The sequence below is a fragment of the Chryseobacterium sp. G0162 genome, from assembly GCF_003815715.1.
Taxonomy (GTDB): Bacteria; Bacteroidota; Bacteroidia; order Flavobacteriales; family Weeksellaceae; genus Chryseobacterium.
Map to the genome: position 1 here is coordinate 3,189,533 of NZ_CP033922.1, position 17,697 is coordinate 3,207,229.

Below are 17,697 nucleotides of genomic sequence, written 5' to 3' on the forward strand. Positions count from 1 at the left end.
CCTCTTTAGTAAGATTGACAGAAGAATATTTTTTTCATCCAGAATATATCCAAGACTGTATTCACCTTTTTGGCTCGGTGTTATTTCAGTCTTCTTTGCTTAGATGCAGTTGAATGAAACCGTTTTTAAGGTTATATTCTTTATGTTTAAATTTTGAGTTCAGTTCACTGCTGTTTCCTAAAACATCGCCAGCTCCTGTGATGAGTGGATGAATATTAAAATAAATGTCCGTTACCAAATCTTTGTCTATAAAGGCATTAAAAGCACTTGTTCCACCGCCAATTGCCATTTCGTGCCAACCTTTTTCTGACATATATTCAATAGCTTCTTCAGGACTTTTAACCGTCTTGTAGTCTTTTGATGAGTAAGGTTTTTCTGAGAGTATTACGATTTCTATTCCGCTGAAATGGTCTTTGACTTCCTGTGGGAAGGTTAAAAAATTTTCAAAGGTTTTAAAGCCTATGACAAGGTTCCCCACTTTTTTCGCGAATTCTAAATAAAAATCCATTGCTTCTGGTGGTAATTGATGATGTGGATGATCGGATAATAATACTTTACCATTAGCTGAAATGTTGGCAATTACTGTTACTTTCATTTTTAATTTTTTTACTGTGTAAAATTATCTGAAAGAAACTTTACCTTTACTATCCGTTACCTTTTGGAAAGTAACTATTGTATGTATGAGTACTAAAAAAAATGACATCAGTAAAGAACAAATATTGGCCCTTAAAGATGCCATTGAATTGTTGGGTGGCAAATGGAAATTCTGTATTCTGCATAATTTGTATCATCACGAAACAATGCGGTTCAAAGATCTGCAGGAAACGGCTCTGGGAATAAGTCCAAAAGTTTTATCCAAAGTGCTGCAGGAGCTGGAAGATAATTTACTGATCACCCGAACAGTTAATAACACCAAACCTGTCACCGTTTCGTATGCACTTACCACACACGCTGCAGAAACTGAAGAGGTTGTCAATGCTTTAATTAATTTTGGGTTGAAGCATAGAAAGAAAATAAAGGAGAAGTGATTTATATCATTAAGAAGTTGAGTTTACATCAAATCACCTTTCTTGATTTTGAAAGCTTTATTTTCTCTTCTTTCAGTAATAAGGTGCGCTGCATCCAGCATTTTAATCAGATGAATGTAGGGGTTTATCATATTCCTTTCCGGTAGCTTGTCATAGATTCCCATTGAGAAGTAGACCATCCCAGAAATAAAGTAATCAAATTCATTGATGCTGTATTCTTTGAAAGCTTTTTTAAAGACCAACAGCGGATTTTGATATTCTTTCTCAGAAAGCAGACCAAGAACCAATGGAGAGACCTCTTCCAACTGAGTATTGATTGTATATTTCTTTTCTTTCAGCATGATGAAGTAACTTGCACGGATGAATGACCGCATTGCCTGGTGAAAATGATAAATGACAGAAGGTTCTTCCTTTATCCAGCTATTTCTTTTAAGGGCATAGCTCATAATGTTGTTTAACAGCTCTTTGGTGGCTGTCAGATCATTGAGTTGAAAAAATGTTTCTATCTGCTGTAAGCCACAATATTTCTTCCGGCCTTTCCCAAGCCGGGATTGAAAGTCTGTTCTGTTTTTTTTCATGAGTGTGTATTTTTTGTTGTACGATTTTACCCGGCAGTAAAGAAGTAAGTCCTGCAATGCCTGAACTTCCTTCTCATACTAGCCGAATGAATATGATAGAATTTGTGTTTTTCTAAAAGCCCGAAAGCCGCAATGGATTGTACACCCCATTGTACCGTATCATAATACTTTATATTGTAAAGCAGGCTTAGAAAAAGATGATTGTAGAAAAGCAGAATGGCATGAAAATAAAACGGCATAGACTCTACAATATCTGCCATTGAGGTACTGGTATACCAGGGAACAGATAAGAGAGCCCACGCCTAGGTCGTGAGCTTCTAGCTTATCGTCTCGTTCCTAAAAATTACCAGTTTCCAATGGCGAGATTCTAAGCAATAGCTTCTATATTTCTTTGAAGTATCGCAAAATTACATCTTCATATGTAATCTATAGACAAATATAATAAAAATATTTTCATATTACCGAATTCGGTAATGGTAATTTATATCAATAATTACAATTTGCACTAAAGAGTGCAATTATGAACGAGTATAAAACTGATGAAATCAAAAGAATGGTCTCAGAAAAAATAAAAGAAATAAAAGGTGAAACTCCATATTCTAAGGTTTCTGAAAGATGTAATGTTACTGCTGCAAGGATTAGTGATGTTGCTAATAACAAAATCGATTGCCAACTCAGTACTTTCATTGAAATTGCAACTGGATTAAGAATACATCCAAAAGAATTATTTGATATTATTTTTGATTTTGAAGAATACTATTCTGAATTAGATAAATAAAATAAGCTCCGGAGTATGAAGACTTCGGAGATTATTTTTTAATAGATTGGTTTTATTTTATTGACAAGATCAGGGGGACTTTGTGGAGCTTGGGAATAGAGGCATTTGTGGTAAGTTTAATCTTTTAAAGACTATTCATAGGATTCTCCCAATTGTAACTATGTAGCTTGTTTTTTAAAGCTGATTCAAGTTTATTTCTAATATTTTCTTTGTCAATTTTAGATTCAGTAGTTAACTTTAAAATATCATAAAATCTTTTAGAGTTTATAAGTTCAATAGGTAGACCTCTATCATGTGACTTTTTAATGGTTTTATTTGCTCCGCTTTGAAAATCTGATGTAGTAATAAAAATACCTTTTGGTATACCAGAAAGAAAAAGAGCACCTGTTAACTCTCTTATTTGATCAACCTTTATTTTATTCTTGTATCTTTTAACTTGGACACCAATTTGTTTTCCTTCCTTTTCTAGGATAACATCAATTCCTCCATCATTTGAATAACCTGTCACGATAGTCTCATATCCAAGATTCTTAAAAACCTGTCCTGTAACATCTTCAAATAACTTTGGATGTAAACTAAATCTTGCTTCATATTTAGCTAGAAGATATTTTGAAATTTCATTGATTGGAGCGTCAACATTATGCAAATCTAATTTTTTCAATAGACCTGCAGTACCATAGAAAAATTGCCATAACTGTGATACTTTAGCACTAACTGTCACATCTTTTATTATTCTCCACCAACCACATTTATTACAGTGATGAAAAAATACTTCACAGGAATATCTAGAAAGATCAAGCTCCCACATTTCTTCATCCATTCCTTCTTCATAACACCAGCTCTTTCCCAATTGATGAAAGTTATAAATTTCTTTTAAATCTACATCCCAATAATCATCTATTGAAAACACTTCTAATTTGTTTCGACAAAAGATACATTCTTGCATATGGGGGTTGTCATCACCAACTTTTAATGGGCTATCAAAATGATCATATTCGAAGATTGACATAATTATAAATATTAGGAAGTATAAATTTACGGATTATTAAAAAGTAAACCACTCAATATGTAAAGTGGTTTAGGCGATTTATTTTAATTGCGCAAAGTCGGGAGACTTTGCGCAGCGGGGAAACTTTGCATTTACTACATTAATTGATTTGGCCAGAGGTCTAAATGTATCACCTAAAGACTTATTGGATTTTAAAATAGATGAGAAATCCTAGATTTGTCCTTAACAAAAAAAATAAAAACTAAGCTCCGAAGTCTTCAGGCATCGGAGCTTAGTTTTTAAGGATTATTTTTATTGGTTCAGAATTGGAGTAGAGTTCTGAGGTTCTTAATGGATAAAAAATAAAGTACTCTGAACGAGAGGGACTATAATTATTAAAATTTAAAATACAAATATTATATTTGCATTAGTTGGAAAGTGGTATTTTTTTTCTCCATTTTTGCATTACTTCCCCCCAATGCGATTCCTTCATTTTTTCAGGTCTTTTTTTCCAATAAATATCAGATTTTAGGTCTAACAGGGCTCGGATAATACCTATTTGAAACATTCTACCCTCTGTCATAATTTCTTCTTCTACTTTTGGTAAGATATCAATCGTTTCAACTCTATATCTTTCAATTTCTTCCAAACTAATTCCTAATTTTTTAAGCTCTTCTAATAAATCACTGGTATCAATTTTTTTTCTATCAGGAAAATTAAAGTCTAAATAGGCTTGGAGTGAGTCCAAATTTAAATCACTTTTAATATCAAAGAAATCACTACCTTCTTTATCACTTTTTATTAAAGAAGATTTAAAGTTTTCTTTATTATTCTTTAATTCTTGAAATTGTGCATCTGCAATTTCTAATAAAGCACTTAACTGATATAACTTTCTTCTAAATTCCTTTGGAATATCGTCTTGCTTTTTATAAGCTAATTTGTGTTCAATATCAGCCCAACTATGCATCAATATTGTTCGTACTTGAATTTCTGCTTTTAAATGCTCAAGTCCTCTATAATTTGGTGCTTTTAACCAATCTTTTTTTATTTTTACAATATAGTGATTAGATCTATAGCCAAATCTATCAGCTTCCATGTTGGCAGATTTATCTATTGATTCGATAACTTCGAATTCATCATTAATGATAGTTGCTATTTTATCTAGATCTAATGGGTAATAACATATGATTCTTACGCCACAAAAATCTTCAATTTGCTCTATAGGATTTTCATATCCTTTTCTATCAATTTTTTCAATATATGACTCCAGTTCTTTTATTCGGGATGAAATTGAATGAAAAGAAATATTATTTTCTCCAAAGAATGTTTTTAAAGCTTGTTTAATATTATCAGCTAAATTTTCATACTGAGATTTATTTTCGCTATAGTGTTTCTCAATGTCTTCTTTGTTCATGGCGTTTTTATGAGTTGTATAATTTAAAATTACAGTAAAAATATAACTTCTCAAATTATTGATATCAATAATTTTGGCTAAATTAAAACATCAAAATATCGCTTCCTTACGGGAAATCATATTCTGTACAAAAAAAACCGCTCCACAAAAGCAGAACGGTTAGTATAAATTGCCTCAGCGACACACTGTTACATCATTCCTGGCATTCCACTAGTTTTATGTTATTTACTTTAGTTATAAAAAAGATCGGTTTTGTCAATTAATTTTTCTCCCATAAACGGTGATTTTTATATTTGGAATAATATGTAAAATAATGCCTTTACCCAAACTTATACTAAAACTGGATTGTTTTGTAATTTTACCGTTAGCATCATAAAATGTTCCAGTTGAAGAGTATGCTATTTTACCATTGTCATGATAAGCAGTTCCAGTTGGAGAGTATGCTATTTTGCCATTATCATGATAAGCAGTTCCGGTTGAAGAGTATGCTATTTTACCATTGTCATGATAAGCGGTTCCAGTTGAGGAGTATGCTATTTTACCATTGTCATGATAAGCAGTTCCAGTTGAAGAGTATGCTATTTTGCCATTGGCATGATAAGCAGTTCCTGAGTCTGACCATTTAATTTTTTTATTTTCATGATATGTTGTTGACATAATTTTTTTTGTTTTAATTTTTAGTTTTGTAAGTAATAATTAATGTTCTAGAACTTTTGAACTAAATTAAAATTTTAGATTGTTATCTCCTTACGGAAAACCATAAAAACAAAAAAAACCGCCCTATAAAAATAGAGCAGTTAGTATATTAAATTGTCTCAACGGCACGTTGTTACATCATTCCTGGCATTCCACTACCCATTGGCATTGCTGGTTAAGCGCTCTTCACTTCAGTGCTCTACATTCAGAAGCATTCCGGATACAGAAGCTGCGTTGTGTATGAGGTTCCTAAGTTTGGATTACTTGGCTTTATTGATGTAAGTTTAGCACCTTTATTAAGTGAGATAATTTATGATTAAATAAATTCTAATTTCGTTCCATTATCCGATACCAATTTTTTTCTAGTTTCCAATTATGTTCAAGTTTTTTGTACTTATTCAGTTATTTCGCCCAATCCCTGTTAATTCTAGTTTTTTATATATTGAATTCAAAGTTATGAGGTATTGTAGATTCCGAAAAGTATATTTCTTGATGAATACTTGTTAAAGATTTATTTATTTTTATTTTACATACAAATCTTTTATCATCTTCAATTTTCAAGTCTACAACTTCAATAATCTGACTGAATAGGTTGTAATCAATCTTAGAATTAATTTTTAAACCAGTAATATCTGTTATATCGCCTTTTGATATCGCTCTTTGTACTGTTTGTAACCATTCTACAATTTGAAATTTAAGATGTTTGCTTAAATCAACTTTAATTTGAGGAACTGAAGATTTCAATATTGAAATAAGTTCTCCATAGTTTTCTTCTAGCTTATTGGAATCTGTCGAAGATAAAATATAATCACGTTCAGTATGAAAAGAAGTATTTTTATCTTTGTCTGTAAAGTTCAAATAATCTATTTCTGTTTGAGTGTAATAATGCTCAATTTCTCCTTTTGGAAATATAAATATGCTTGCAGCTTTAAAGGCTTCTAGTAAATGTGTAAATCTTGCAAGAATGTAATGTATTTCTCCTTGATGTTTTGATGATAATTGTACTAATATTTTATCTTTAAACTTTACTAGAGCAATCAACATTGAAGTAATAACAGAATTTCTTTTGTCGGAAGTTCCAATTATTGGTTTTAAGTAGTCAATTATATGATTAATATCCTTATCCAAAACTGTTTTAGTAATTAATTCATCAGCTATGGATTTTAATTTTTGATCTAATTCACCAATTAGTCGCGACAAATCAGTTCCTAAACCATTATTTTGAATATATTTTGTACAATTTTCATCTTGTTGTGCAACTTCTCTTAATTTACCTTTAAATAAAGCATCTAAATCTGCTATTATTTTTGCTTTGATATTTAGTGTTTTACAAAGTCTAAAGAAAACTGCTAATTCATCTTTTCCTCCAACATCAATAACGCTAGAACCTGAAGCACTAATGTTATAATCTAATTTATCAAAAAGTAAAGTAATTATTTGCTGATCAGTATACCCTTCAACAAAAACTGGATTTGGTGAAAAGAAAAATTGTTTATGATGAGTGTTGAATCGAGGTAAAAATTTTCTTAGTATATATTCATCTTGTGCTTCTAAATTGTCCACATAGTTTGGTGGTTCATTATAATGACAAACAAGAATGCTTTTTAAATCATCAAGACTTCGTAAGTCTAATAAGTATGGTGAATGTGTAATAATGAAAAATAATTTTTTGGTAGAGTCAACCTTTGGGTCGCCAGCAAATCTTCGTATTTCACTTAGTAAGAATGATTGAAATTGAGGATGTAAATGTAATTCTGGTTCATCAAAAATTAAGCAATTTTTACTATCATCATACAAAAATGTAAGAAGTGTCAACAATTCTTTTAAACCGTGGCACTCCTTCTCTTTTAAACCGTATTCTTCACCTCCTGAATTATTTTGAATTTTTGGTTTAAGATAGCCACCTTCTTCAACTAAACGAATTGTTTTATTAAATATATCAGATAGTAAAGCTTCGATTTTTACTCTTATATCGAGTCTTTCTTTTAGTATAATAAAAGCAGATGATGATAATCCAAATTCTTCGCCATATGCCTTTAAACGATTAAAATCTGAAATATTAAAGCCAGAATCTATTCTACTAATTCCAAAGTAGTCATAATTTCGCTTCTCAAGTCCACTTAGCCTTTCAGCATTTAAAAGTCTTGGATTATAGCCATTTAGTTGAATCTGACTTTTAAGTTGATCCGCAAAAAGTGATTTTCCAGTTCCATTTGGTCCGACTATTAAGTTAATTTCTCCCCAATCATTTTTAGTAAATGTTTTTGATGTCCAAAGATCAGGTAAATTAATATTTATTGGTATTTTTATCATTCCTAGTCTATATTTAAATTGCAGGTAATATTCAAATTTACGCGTTGTGTTAATGTACAATTACGCTAATGTTGTTTTGATTTTAGTTACTTATTTATCAATCGTCAATTTAAAAATTAAATATATTATTTCCTTACGGAAAACCATAAAAACAAAAAACCGTCCCACAAAAAGCAGAACGGTTTATATATTAAATTTGTCTTAGCTTACACTATTACATCATTCCTGGCATTCCACCACCCATTGGCATAGCTGGTTCAGCGCTCTTCACTTCAGTGATTACACATTCAGTGGTAAGAAGCATTCCAGATACAGAAGCTGCGTTTTCAAGGGCAACTCTTGTTACTTTAGTTGGGTCAATGATTCCTGCTTCAAGCATGTGAACATACTCGTCAGTTTTAGCATTGTATCCGAAGTCTCCTGAACCTTCTGCTACTTTAGCAACGATTACAGAACCTTCACCTCCTGCGTTAGCAACGATTTGTCTTAATGGCTCCTCGATCGCTCTTTTTACGATTTTGATCCCTGTCGTTTCGTCAGAATTGATTCCGGTAAGGTTATCTAAAGCTGAGATTGCTCTTACTAATGCAACACCACCTCCTGCAACAATACCTTCTTCCACTGCAGCTCTTGTAGCGTGAAGGGCATCATCCACTCTGTCTTTTTTCTCTTTCATTTCTACTTCAGAAGCAGCTCCTACATAAAGAACAGCAACACCTCCAGCTAACTTAGCTAGTCTTTCCTGAAGTTTTTCTCTGTCATAATCAGAAGTTGTAGTTTCCATCTGAGCCTTGATCTGAGCTACTCTTCCTTTGATTTTCGCTTCGTCACCACCACCGTTTACAACCGTTGTGTTGTCTTTGTCAATCGTTACTTTCTCAGCAGTTCCAAGCATATCTAAAGAGATGTTTTCCATTGTGAAACCTTGCTCTTCAGAAATTACCTGTCCACCTGTAAGGATTGCGATATCTTCTAACATTGCTTTTCTTCTGTCTCCGAATCCTGGAGCTTTTACAGCAGCAATTTTAAGAGAACCTCTTAGTTTGTTTACTACTAAAGTAGCTAAAGCTTCCCCTTCCACTTCTTCAGAGATAATTAATAGAGACTTACCACCTTGTGCAATTGGCTCAAGAACTGGTAATAATTCTTTCATTGAAGAGATTTTCTTCTCTACTAAAAGGATATATGGGTTTTCAAGTTCAGCTAACATTTTCTCAGGGTTAGTCACGAAGTAAGGTGACTGGTATCCTCTGTCGAACTGCATACCTTCTACAACGTCAACTGTTGTATCGATACCTTTAGCTTCTTCTACAGTGATTACACCTTCTTTTCCAACTTTTCCGAAAGCTTCAGCGATCAAAGCACCGATCGTTTCATCATTGTTAGCAGATACAGAAGCAACTTGTTTTACCATTTCTGTAGAATCTCCAACTGTTTTAGATTGAGATTTAAGGTTTTCAACAACTGCGCTTACTGCTTTGTCGATTCCTCTTTTAAGATCCATTGGGTTAGCACCGGCAGCTACATTCTTAAGACCTTCTCTTACGATAGCTTGTGCTAAAACAGTAGCGGTAGTAGTACCGTCTCCTGCGATATCATTAGTTTTGGACGCAACTTCTTTTACCATTTGCGCTCCCATATTTTCTACTCTGTCTTCAAGTTCGATTTCTTTTGCAACAGACACCCCGTCCTTAGTTACGTGTGGAGCACCGAAAGATTTTTCGATAACCACATTTCTTCCTTTAGGACCTAAAGTTACTTTTACTGCATTAGCCAATGCATCTACACCTCTTTTTAAAGCGTCTCTTGATTCAATATCGAATTTTATTTCTTTTGCCATGTTGTTTAGCTTTTGGCGACTTGCTGCTGGCTTTTGGCCTTAGCAATTCGCGTGTTTAATTTTATTTTTTAATTTCCATTGAGCCTGTTCCATAGAGCGACAAGCTTCTTTTTGAGTATTGTTAACTCTTCCAAAAGATTTTGATAATCATTTTCATGAATGTATTCTAAGTCTTTTGCAAGAATTAATTGGTTTTCAGCTTCATTGGATGATCCCAGAGCAATATTGATGAAGTTGGCAAATTCTTTATCTGAATTTCTGCCGCTTCCTTCTGAAATATTATATCCAATAGATGCAAATGATCTTCTGATCTGAGAGGTCAGTCCAAAAATTTCTTCTTTCGGAAAGTTTTTGGTTGAAGTGTAGATTTTTAAAGTCAATTGATGGCTCAATTGCCAAACTTCAAATTTTTTAAAATCTCTCATCAATTAATTTCTATGTAGAAAGAAGCCATTTGCAAGAAGCCAATAGCCAGCAGCTTACCCTATAATTCCTAATAAGTCAGCTTCTTTTACAATTAAGTAATCTTTACCTTCTAACTTCAATTCAGAACCTGAATATTTTCCATAAAGAACTTTGTCACCTACCTGAACCGTTGTAGGTTCATCTTTTTTACCAGGTCCTACTGCCACTACAGTACCTTCTTGCGGCTTTTCCTTTGCAGTATCCGGGATAATAATACCTGAAGCTGTTTTAGTTTCTGCTGCGATTGGCTCTACCAGAACTCTGTCTGCCAATGGTTTAAAGTTTACTGACATAATATATTTATTTTTTAATTATTTCTGTGTTGTAATTCTCTAAATGTATGCCATGAGACGGTGACGGCTGAAATGGCAGACTTTTATGACGGAATGTGAAAATTTGGCAGAAAAATAAAAAACAGAAAGCCGGAAAATTCCGGCTTTTATTTTAGGTGTTTAATTTTTATGGAACCTGTTTTTATGGACAATATTGTCCCGGTCCGATCCATAAGATACATTGTCCTTTGTAATTGTACTCACAGCAAAAGCGTCCTGCCGCACCGCCGTTGATTGATTTCTGAGCATCTCTGCTTAGTAATTTGGCATTTTTCATAGTTAATAATATTTAATTTGTATACTTCCTGAGCGTTTAAAGTCAATCAGGATTTTGACATTTGGTGTTATAAAATCAATCAAAGATAAGTTTTTTTCCATTATGTGTGATATATTTTAATTTTTTTTTAAAAATTAATTAATTGGTTATCAGTTGTTATCTGTTCTTTTTATATGGTTAAAAAAATGAATGATAAAACTTATTGAGATAAGATCGTTATAACAAAGGAGAATATAAAAAAAGAAGCCGGAAAAATTTCCAGCTTCTATATCATCTTTTTTATTAGGATTTATGGACAATATTGCCCCGGTCCGATCCATAAAGTACAGTTCCCATTTCTGTCTTTTTCGCAGCATTTGATTTTGGCTGTAACAATTCCTCCGCAAATCACTTTTTGAGCGTCTCTGTTTAATAGTTTTGCATTTTTCATAGATAATGATGTTGAATTTGTATGATTCTTCAAGTATTCTTATTTAGTTCAGGATAATACTTTTGAAATCATTTTTTATTCTTACCCTTTATTCTATGGACAAAATTGCCCTGGTCCGATCCAGCGGATACATTTCATACGGTCATCATAATCACAACAAACAAGTTTTGCAGTAGATAACCCTCCACGAATGGATTTCTGTGTGTCTCTGTTTAGTAACTTTGCATTTTTCATAGATAATACCTTTGTTTTTTTTAATCCTGAACATTTAATGTCAATCAGTTTTTTTGACAGCTTGTGTTTTTATTGTTGATTCAAAGGTAAATGTTTTTAATACAGGTTGTTAAATCGTTTGTAGACAGAGGGCTGTTGTTGATATTTTAATATCTGTCTTTTTATGAGGTCATCTCCAGAAACATTTTTCTTCCATTCATATCCATTTCCTGTTTCACAATTTTTCTTGTTACAGGATCAATATAGTAGGTGGTGGTAGTGGTTTTGTTACTGATATCGTCATTTGTTTTCACAACCCAGACCGTTTTTCCTTTATATTCTGACTTTTGGGTATCCAGAATATAAGCTTTCATCATTCCTTTTTTCTCAGATTTTGGGTTGTAGTCGAAAATAGAAATTTCGGCAGAATAGTGTTCTTTCCATGGAAGAAATCTTATCAACATTGCATAACTGCTGCTGTCAAAATATTGAATTGCCGGAATATCAATATTATCTTTTTTCTGCGTCTTTTTATCCAGATAATATCCGGTCACTTTATCTTTATCGGACTTCAGAACCATGTCTCGCATGGAGTTGTAAGAAGAATGATATTCCGGGGTGAAATTTGAGGTTTTTACAATAGTAGAATCTGTCCATTGAGCATCAGGAGCTTGTTTCATTTTCACTGTTGTTTTGATAAGAAGATCTGTTTTGTTCAGCTTTTTGATTTCTGTAATAATACTTCCGATTTCTATTTTTGTACCGGCATTTTCAGCATACCATACAGATTCTGATGTTTCATCTTTGATTAATTTAGAATTGATCTGTATATTTTCAGGAGTAAGAAGCTGCTGTGAAAGGAGATTCGCACTGCTCACTAATAAAAGGAATAAGAATGTTCTCATGGTCTTTTTATTAGTTAGTTGAGTTGAAATTCAAAAAGTTACAGGATTGAATACATTTTAATAACAATTTTTTAAATAATATTAAACAGAAATCTTTTTACTTTTCTGTTGTTGATTGATCTTTGAAATAATAGCTCCGGAAACGGCAATTCCTATAAAGTTGGTTACCGATCTGGCCTCATTCATAAAACGATCCACACTGTAAAGAAGGGCAATATCTGTCAACGGAATTTTCCCGAATCTGTTCAAGGTGAAAATAAGAGCCAGAAATCCTGAACCAGGCACACCGGAGGCTGTTTTTGAGGTAATAGAAACGATGATAAAAAGCCACAGATAATCATTGAGACTTAACGAAATCGCATAAAACTGAACCAGAAAACAACAAGTCACGGAAAGATAGATACAGGCTCCGGCAAGATTAAAATTATATCCTAAAGGAATAATAAACCTTAAAATTTTCCTGCTGTATCCTTCAGATTCCATTTTTTCAAAAATGAGAGGGAAGGCTGCTTTAGAAGATGAGGTACTGACTACCAGGATAATTTCTTCTTTGATGTTCAGTAAAAATTTCCAAAGATTGAACTTGAAAACATAAGAAACAGCCCCCAGAATTCCAAAAATAAATACAATATCCGCTATATATACAGTGGCAACTACTTTACTCAGGGGAAGAAGGGTATTGAGACCATATACAGAAACACCATAGGCGATATTACAGAAAATAATGAGGGGAAGAATGATGTAAAGGTACTTAATGACCGTATAAAAAATATTCACACCCTGATCCAATATATTCAGGAATTTTTCTTTTTTTGAAGAAAAATTCATAGCAATTCCGATCACAATAGAGAGGAATAGAAAAATACCATGCCTGTTGAGATAGATAAGGTTGGGCACACTATCATCTTTAATTTCAAATGTTTTGGGTAAAGCTGTATTGATTTTGGTGACATCTATTCCTGTATCAGAACCGGGCTGCATCATTAACCCAAAAACGAAACCTAAGATAATAGCGATGGAAGTGATTACCAAAAAATATAAAATCGTCTGCCATACAATATTTCGGGCATTTTTGAGATCAGATAGCTGGCTGATTCCATATACCACTGCCATAAATATAACAGGAAGGATCAGTGTTTCCAGGATCATGAAAAAATACCGGCTCACCACTCCCATCCTTATACTTTCCTCAGGAACATAATGACCAGCCAATACGCCTCCTATCATTGCTGTAAACACATACAATGTAAGATTTTTAAGATATTTTCCGGTAAATGTTTTTTGAGATTGTAAGGATTTCATCTGAAAAATAAGCTGTTTTTACAAAACAATTTTTAAGCTGTATTATTATTTCTGAGATTGAAGATACTCATTATTCATTACATTTTTATCATATGGTTCCAAGAACTAATGCTCCTAAAAGCATAATAATTGATGATCCAATTGCCCATTTTAAAGTATACTTCAGGTGGTCAGAATATTCTACACCGGCTAAGGATACCAACAGATAAGTGGAGGGAACCAACGGACTTAATAAGTGGGAAGCCTGACCAACAAGGCTTGCTCTTCCTAATATTTCAGGGGCAATATCCAGCTGACGTCCTGTAGCCTCAATAATAGGTAATATCCCAAAATAATACGCATCATTCGTAAGAAAGAAAGTAAGAGGAACACTGAAAATTGCTGTAATAATATTCAGATAACTGCCCCAACTTTTGGGCACAATATCTATCATACTATTTCCCATAGCCTGCATGATGCCGGTTCCATTAAGAATCCCCGTAAAGATTCCTGCTCCAAAGATCATTCCTGCTACAGACAAAGCATTTCCGGCATGTTTTGAAATAATTTTCTGCTGGTCTTTCAACTTGGGATAATTGATGACAGAGGCAATACAAAAGGCAATCATAAAAGCAATCCCTAAAGGAACAATGTCTAATATCATTACCGTTAATAGAACGAGAGTCAATATTAAATTCACCCAGATCAGTTTTGGACGAAGAAGCTGAGGATCAGATTCTCCCGCAATGTCTCCTGTACTGTATTTCGTATACTTCCCATATTTTGCAATGCGTTTCTTTTCTTTTTTTCCCAGAATGTAGGCCACAAAAATTACCCAGATAATACCTAAAGCCATGATAGGAATCATAGGCACAAAAATTTCGGTGTGTCCCAGTTTCAGGGAGCTCATCACTCTTGCCGTAGGACCTCCCCAAGGTAAAATATTCATAATTCCACCAGCCAGCATGATGATGCAGGTCAGCGTTAATGGATTCATTCCTTGTTTTTTATATAAAGGAAGCATGGCTGCAACAACAATAATATAAGTGGAAGAACCATCACCATCCAGAGAAACCAATGTGGTAAGGATAGCGGTTCCAATCGTTGTTTTGACAGGGTTGTCTCCAACTGCTTTTAAAATAAGATTGACTAATGGCTCAAAAAGCCCGGTATCTATCATTAAACTGAAATAAAGGATGGCAAAGATGAGCATAACCCCTGTAAGGGCTATTTCCTTGACTCCATTTTTCATCATTTCTCCCAACTGAGGTCCAAAACCTGCTAAAAATGCGATGGCTACAGGAATAATGACTAAGGCAGTAAGAGGAGTCATCTTTTTATTCATGATAAGCACCATAAAAATGATGATCATCAAAAATCCAAGGAATGTAAGCATAGATGGTTTGTATTTGAGGTTATTTATTTTTATTTTTTCTCCAGTCAAAATTGTTTCGATAGCCGATATAGGCATAGTTACTGGTAGATCCGGTTTCCAGCTGGTTGATAAAAGCAACTTCTATGGCTGAGTTTTTTCCTGTTTTTATTCCTATCCCGGCGGTTAAACGGTTGCTGTCGAATGTTTCTTCTTTGCTGGCATTCATTCGGATTTCATTTTTCAGGATCCCATAAAATCTTTCTTTCTCCCCGGTTTTATTGAATGGGATTCTTAATGAAATAAGATAGCGAAGCCTTACAATGAATTCATCCGGATTGCTTATGAACCGTTCTTCCACACGAAATCGGTGAGAAATAGAAGTTCTTCCGATATTGCCCCCCAGGCTCACCTGTTGGAAAGGTCTTTTTTCATACCTTTCTTTTTTGGTATTATCAGACTTGTAAGAGTCCAGAATAAGAAACATGGCTCCTACAGCAGGCCTTACCTCATTAGCAACTTCATAATCTACGTAAGCAGAAACCAGAAAAAGTCTGGTGTCATAGGCCAGGTCAAAAGACCGGTATTGGGAAAGGGCTGTCAAGGTACTTTTATCTGTAAGTTTTGCAGACATAAGGTATTGGAACCACATATTATAACTGTCCCGGCTTTGAGCCATCACAAATTGACTTGCACCTAGTAGAAAAAAGGTGATTAATGATAATTTAACTTTCATGTAAAATTGAATTAATATCCTGCTTTCTCAAATATATTTATAAGAAGGAGCCGTGAATTTATTTTTCAATCAATGGCAGTTTTTATCAGTAAACTGCAATCCGGGGAGAAAAAGGTCTTATATTTGGAAGATTGAAAATTGGATATTTTAGATGTTTTTTATTATAAATATTGTATTTATATTATTGATTTTTAGAGTTTTACTTAGTGGTAAGATTTTAAAGAGACTGATGGAATATCATTGGGGGCTTTTGCTGAAGTTTCAGCATATTTTCTTCTTTTTCTTCTTCTTTATCATCACTTTTTTCACCGAAAACTACTTTTTGGATGTTCCGGAGCTCATTTGGTCCGTATTATTTGTGATTATTTTCAATGTTGGGATTTACTATCTGGTCTATTTTTATCTGGTACCCAGGTTTTATCTTTCCAATAAGTATCCGGAGTTTATTCTGTATGCATTTATCTGCTTTTTGGTATCAAGCCTGTTTAGAATTTTGCTGGAACCTGCCGTGTTTAATATGAAATTTGATGAAACACTATCCAACACAAAATTCCTTTACAATGTGTATACTGCTCAGGGTATTGTTATATTGGTAGCCTCATTTCTGGGAATTACTAAGGATAAATTTCTGATTGAACAGGATTTTAAAAACTTAGGGGAAGAAAAAGACCAACTGTATCTTGACCTTTTAAAATCAAAATTAAACCCTCATTTTTTACTGAATACCCTTAATAATATTTATTCGAAAAGCTTTAATCCATCTGAGAAAACATCGGAGTCTATCTTGCAGTTAAGCCGCTTATTGCAGTATGTTATTTATGATACCAATAAGGAAAAGATTACGCTTATGCAGGAGTTTTCAACGATTAAATCATTAATTGGGCTTTACCAGTTAAAGTATAATAACCTACTGGATATCAGTTTTGAAATAAAAGATGAAGAAACATTGGAGCTCATTGAAGTACCTCCATCAGTTTGCCTTACCTTATTTGAAAATGCCCTGAAACATTCAGCAGTGGGGATTGAAGGAAATAGCTTTATCAGTGTATTTTATAAAATACAGGATCAGGAACTATCATTTGAAATTAAAAATTCTGTGGCAAAGAACCGGAATCTTGTGAATAACGTTAATGATAATGGATTGGGAAATGAAGCAGTCATCAGCATTCTGGAAAAATACTACCCTGAAAGATTTACTTTTATATCAGAAGCGGCTATGAATAATACATACGAAACTACTTTAAAAATTAAACTATAATGGCTAACCTCACTATCGTAGGAGTGGATGATGAATATCCCGCGTTAGAACTTATCCGGCACTATTGTGACCGGATAGAAGATATCGATTTGCTGGAGATATTTCAGAACCCGGAAGAGGCGCTGCAATATTTGCAGAAGAATAGAGTAGATCTGGTTATTCTGGATATTAATATGCCTTATATCAATGGGATTGATCTTTTACTTAAACTTCCCTATAAACCATTATGTATATTTCTTACATTGGAAACTCAATATGCCGTTAAAGCATTTGAATTGGATGTTGTGCATTATCTGGTGAAACCTGTAGACTTTGAAACATTTAAAAGAGCAGTCTATAAAGCAAAGGATTTTTTACAGTTTAAACAATCTGCAGAAGATAAAAAACAGGAAGATTTCATTATGTTCAAGTCTAATTATATCATGAATAAAGTTCTTCTTCAAGATATAAAATGGGTTCAGGGATTTGGAGAATATATTATTTTAATCACCCATTTGAAAAAATATATGATCTTAGAGCGGATGTCTAATTTTGAAGAAAATTTTCAAAATTTAGGATTTATCAGGATTCATAAATCCTATATTGTTCTTTCTTCTCATATCAGTTCATATGATTCGAATACAATTTATCTGAAAGGAGGAGAGCAGCTCCCATTGGGAAGAACTTACAAAAAACACCTGAAAGAATATTTGGGGTAAAAAAATAGGCTAAACTTTTATAAACATTTCTAATGTAAAAAGAAAAAGCTCACTGATTCAGTGAGCTTTTTCAATTATATTTTAATAGCAATGAT

20 protein-coding genes are annotated in these 17,697 nt (G+C 33.3%); 4 read left to right on the forward strand and 16 right to left on the reverse strand.

What is annotated here, in order from left to right; genetic code table 11:
* Positions 1–85: 85 nt before the first annotated feature.
* Positions 86–595 (reverse strand): dihydrofolate reductase family protein, encoded by a 510-nt coding sequence (locus tag EG344_RS14540; RefSeq protein WP_123910031.1) that lies wholly within the window; start codon positions 593–595, stop codon positions 86–88.
* A gap of 85 nt (positions 596–680) precedes the next feature.
* On the opposite strand from EG344_RS14540, the gene EG344_RS14545 reads away from it, so the two are divergent.
* On the forward strand, positions 681–1,028 hold the full coding sequence (locus tag EG344_RS14545) for a winged helix-turn-helix transcriptional regulator (RefSeq protein ID WP_123910032.1): 348 nt from the start codon (positions 681–683) through the stop codon (positions 1,026–1,028).
* Between the two features lie 23 nt (positions 1,029–1,051).
* Here the strand turns inward: EG344_RS14545 and EG344_RS14550 are convergent, their stop codons facing one another.
* The gene (locus EG344_RS14550) at positions 1,052–1,606 is read right to left on the reverse strand and encodes a hypothetical protein (protein ID WP_123910033.1); all 555 of its coding nucleotides are present in this window, start codon (positions 1,604–1,606) and stop codon (positions 1,052–1,054) included.
* A gap of 26 nt (positions 1,607–1,632) precedes the next feature.
* Positions 1,633–1,866, reverse strand: coding sequence for a hypothetical protein (locus tag EG344_RS14555; RefSeq protein WP_123910034.1), 234 nt, complete (start codon positions 1,864–1,866; stop codon positions 1,633–1,635).
* 260 nt (positions 1,867–2,126) lie between these two features.
* On the opposite strand from EG344_RS14555, the gene EG344_RS14560 reads away from it, so the two are divergent.
* Positions 2,127–2,384 carry an XRE family transcriptional regulator gene (locus EG344_RS14560; RefSeq protein ID WP_123910035.1) on the forward strand — a complete coding sequence of 86 codons (258 nt, stop codon included), beginning with the start codon at positions 2,127–2,129 and terminating at the stop codon, positions 2,382–2,384.
* Between the two features lie 124 nt (positions 2,385–2,508).
* Here EG344_RS14560 and EG344_RS14565 read toward each other — a convergent pair whose 3' ends face one another.
* From EG344_RS14565 to EG344_RS14615, 13 genes are all read right to left on the reverse strand, one after another.
* The gene (locus EG344_RS14565) at positions 2,509–3,393 is read right to left on the reverse strand and encodes a restriction endonuclease (RefSeq protein ID WP_123910036.1); all 885 of its coding nucleotides are present in this window, start codon (positions 3,391–3,393) and stop codon (positions 2,509–2,511) included.
* A gap of 406 nt (positions 3,394–3,799) precedes the next feature.
* Positions 3,800–4,786: a GTP pyrophosphokinase family protein gene (locus EG344_RS14570; protein WP_123910037.1), complete on the reverse strand. Its 987-nt coding sequence runs from the start codon at positions 4,784–4,786 to the stop codon at positions 3,800–3,802.
* A gap of 255 nt (positions 4,787–5,041) precedes the next feature.
* A complete protein-coding gene (locus EG344_RS14575) occupies positions 5,042–5,443 on the reverse strand; it encodes a hypothetical protein (RefSeq protein ID WP_123910038.1) in 402 nt (133 codons plus the stop codon).
* A gap of 474 nt (positions 5,444–5,917) precedes the next feature.
* On the reverse strand, positions 5,918–7,795 hold the full coding sequence (locus tag EG344_RS14580) for an ATP-dependent nuclease (protein WP_123910039.1): 1,878 nt from the start codon (positions 7,793–7,795) through the stop codon (positions 5,918–5,920).
* A gap of 214 nt (positions 7,796–8,009) precedes the next feature.
* Positions 8,010–9,635: a chaperonin GroEL gene (groL, locus tag EG344_RS14585; protein ID WP_123910040.1), complete on the reverse strand. Its 1,626-nt coding sequence runs from the start codon at positions 9,633–9,635 to the stop codon at positions 8,010–8,012.
* Between the two features lie 68 nt (positions 9,636–9,703).
* Positions 9,704–10,060, reverse strand: a complete 357-nt coding sequence (locus EG344_RS14590) for a four helix bundle protein (RefSeq protein WP_123910041.1) — start codon at positions 10,058–10,060, stop codon at positions 9,704–9,706.
* Positions 10,061–10,114: 54 nt separating this feature from the next.
* Positions 10,115–10,393 (reverse strand): co-chaperone GroES, encoded by a 279-nt coding sequence (gene groES / locus EG344_RS14595; RefSeq protein WP_045500963.1) that lies wholly within the window; start codon positions 10,391–10,393, stop codon positions 10,115–10,117.
* Between the two features lie 181 nt (positions 10,394–10,574).
* A complete protein-coding gene (locus EG344_RS24390) occupies positions 10,575–10,709 on the reverse strand; it encodes a hypothetical protein (protein WP_262484685.1) in 135 nt (44 codons plus the stop codon).
* A gap of 289 nt (positions 10,710–10,998) precedes the next feature.
* Positions 10,999–11,172 carry a hypothetical protein gene (locus EG344_RS23965; RefSeq protein ID WP_164464361.1) on the reverse strand — a complete coding sequence of 58 codons (174 nt, stop codon included), beginning with the start codon at positions 11,170–11,172 and terminating at the stop codon, positions 10,999–11,001.
* Positions 11,173–11,534: 362 nt separating this feature from the next.
* Positions 11,535–12,257, reverse strand: coding sequence for a hypothetical protein (locus EG344_RS14600; RefSeq protein WP_123910042.1), 723 nt, complete (start codon positions 12,255–12,257; stop codon positions 11,535–11,537).
* 81 nt (positions 12,258–12,338) lie between these two features.
* Positions 12,339–13,559, reverse strand: coding sequence for a dicarboxylate/amino acid:cation symporter (locus EG344_RS14605; RefSeq protein ID WP_123910043.1), 1,221 nt, complete (start codon positions 13,557–13,559; stop codon positions 12,339–12,341).
* An 88-nt stretch (positions 13,560–13,647) separates the two neighbouring features.
* Positions 13,648–14,934 (reverse strand): CitMHS family transporter, encoded by a 1,287-nt coding sequence (locus EG344_RS14610; protein ID WP_123857718.1) that lies wholly within the window; start codon positions 14,932–14,934, stop codon positions 13,648–13,650.
* Positions 14,935–14,953: 19 nt separating this feature from the next.
* The gene (locus tag EG344_RS14615; RefSeq protein WP_123910044.1) at positions 14,954–15,646 is read right to left on the reverse strand and encodes a DUF2490 domain-containing protein; all 693 of its coding nucleotides are present in this window, start codon (positions 15,644–15,646) and stop codon (positions 14,954–14,956) included.
* A gap of 229 nt (positions 15,647–15,875) precedes the next feature.
* Here EG344_RS14615 and EG344_RS14620 point away from each other — a divergent pair, with 229 nt between their 5' ends.
* The gene (locus tag EG344_RS14620; protein WP_123910045.1) at positions 15,876–16,904 is read left to right on the forward strand and encodes a sensor histidine kinase; all 1,029 of its coding nucleotides are present in this window, start codon (positions 15,876–15,878) and stop codon (positions 16,902–16,904) included.
* Positions 16,904–17,602 (forward strand): LytR/AlgR family response regulator transcription factor, encoded by a 699-nt coding sequence (locus EG344_RS14625; protein WP_123910046.1) that lies wholly within the window; start codon positions 16,904–16,906, stop codon positions 17,600–17,602. Before EG344_RS14620 ends, EG344_RS14625 begins: the two co-directional genes overlap by 1 nt.
* Positions 17,603–17,697 lie beyond the last annotated feature (95 nt).

Bases quoted from the DNA above. Each gene is read 5' to 3' on its own strand.
- EG344_RS14540 (WP_123910031.1), bottom strand. From the start codon at position 595: ATGAAAGTAACAGTAATTGCCAACATTTCAGCTAATGGTAAAGTATTA.
- EG344_RS14545 (WP_123910032.1), top strand. From the start codon at position 681: ATGAGTACTAAAAAAAATGACATCAGTAAAGAACAAATATTGGCCCTT.
- EG344_RS14550 (WP_123910033.1), bottom strand. From the start codon at position 1,606: ATGAAAAAAAACAGAACAGACTTTCAATCCCGGCTTGGGAAAGGCCGG.
- EG344_RS14555 (WP_123910034.1), bottom strand. From the start codon at position 1,866: ATGGCAGATATTGTAGAGTCTATGCCGTTTTATTTTCATGCCATTCTG.
- EG344_RS14560 (WP_123910035.1), top strand. From the start codon at position 2,127: ATGAACGAGTATAAAACTGATGAAATCAAAAGAATGGTCTCAGAAAAA.
- EG344_RS14565 (WP_123910036.1), bottom strand. From the start codon at position 3,393: ATGTCAATCTTCGAATATGATCATTTTGATAGCCCATTAAAAGTTGGT.
- EG344_RS14570 (WP_123910037.1), bottom strand. From the start codon at position 4,786: ATGAACAAAGAAGACATTGAGAAACACTATAGCGAAAATAAATCTCAG.
- EG344_RS14575 (WP_123910038.1), bottom strand. From the start codon at position 5,443: ATGTCAACAACATATCATGAAAATAAAAAAATTAAATGGTCAGACTCA.
- EG344_RS14580 (WP_123910039.1), bottom strand. From the start codon at position 7,795: ATGATAAAAATACCAATAAATATTAATTTACCTGATCTTTGGACATCA.
- groL (WP_123910040.1), bottom strand. From the start codon at position 9,635: ATGGCAAAAGAAATAAAATTCGATATTGAATCAAGAGACGCTTTAAAA.
- EG344_RS14590 (WP_123910041.1), bottom strand. From the start codon at position 10,060: ATGAGAGATTTTAAAAAATTTGAAGTTTGGCAATTGAGCCATCAATTG.
- groES (WP_045500963.1), bottom strand. From the start codon at position 10,393: ATGTCAGTAAACTTTAAACCATTGGCAGACAGAGTTCTGGTAGAGCCA.
- EG344_RS24390 (WP_262484685.1), bottom strand. From the start codon at position 10,709: ATGAAAAATGCCAAATTACTAAGCAGAGATGCTCAGAAATCAATCAAC.
- EG344_RS14600 (WP_123910042.1), bottom strand. From the start codon at position 12,257: ATGAGAACATTCTTATTCCTTTTATTAGTGAGCAGTGCGAATCTCCTT.
- EG344_RS14605 (WP_123910043.1), bottom strand. From the start codon at position 13,559: ATGAAATCCTTACAATCTCAAAAAACATTTACCGGAAAATATCTTAAA.
- EG344_RS14610 (WP_123857718.1), bottom strand. From the start codon at position 14,934: ATGCTTACATTCCTTGGATTTTTGATGATCATCATTTTTATGGTGCTT.
- EG344_RS14615 (WP_123910044.1), bottom strand. From the start codon at position 15,646: ATGAAAGTTAAATTATCATTAATCACCTTTTTTCTACTAGGTGCAAGT.
- EG344_RS14620 (WP_123910045.1), top strand. From the start codon at position 15,876: ATGGAATATCATTGGGGGCTTTTGCTGAAGTTTCAGCATATTTTCTTC.
- EG344_RS14625 (WP_123910046.1), top strand. From the start codon at position 16,904: ATGGCTAACCTCACTATCGTAGGAGTGGATGATGAATATCCCGCGTTA.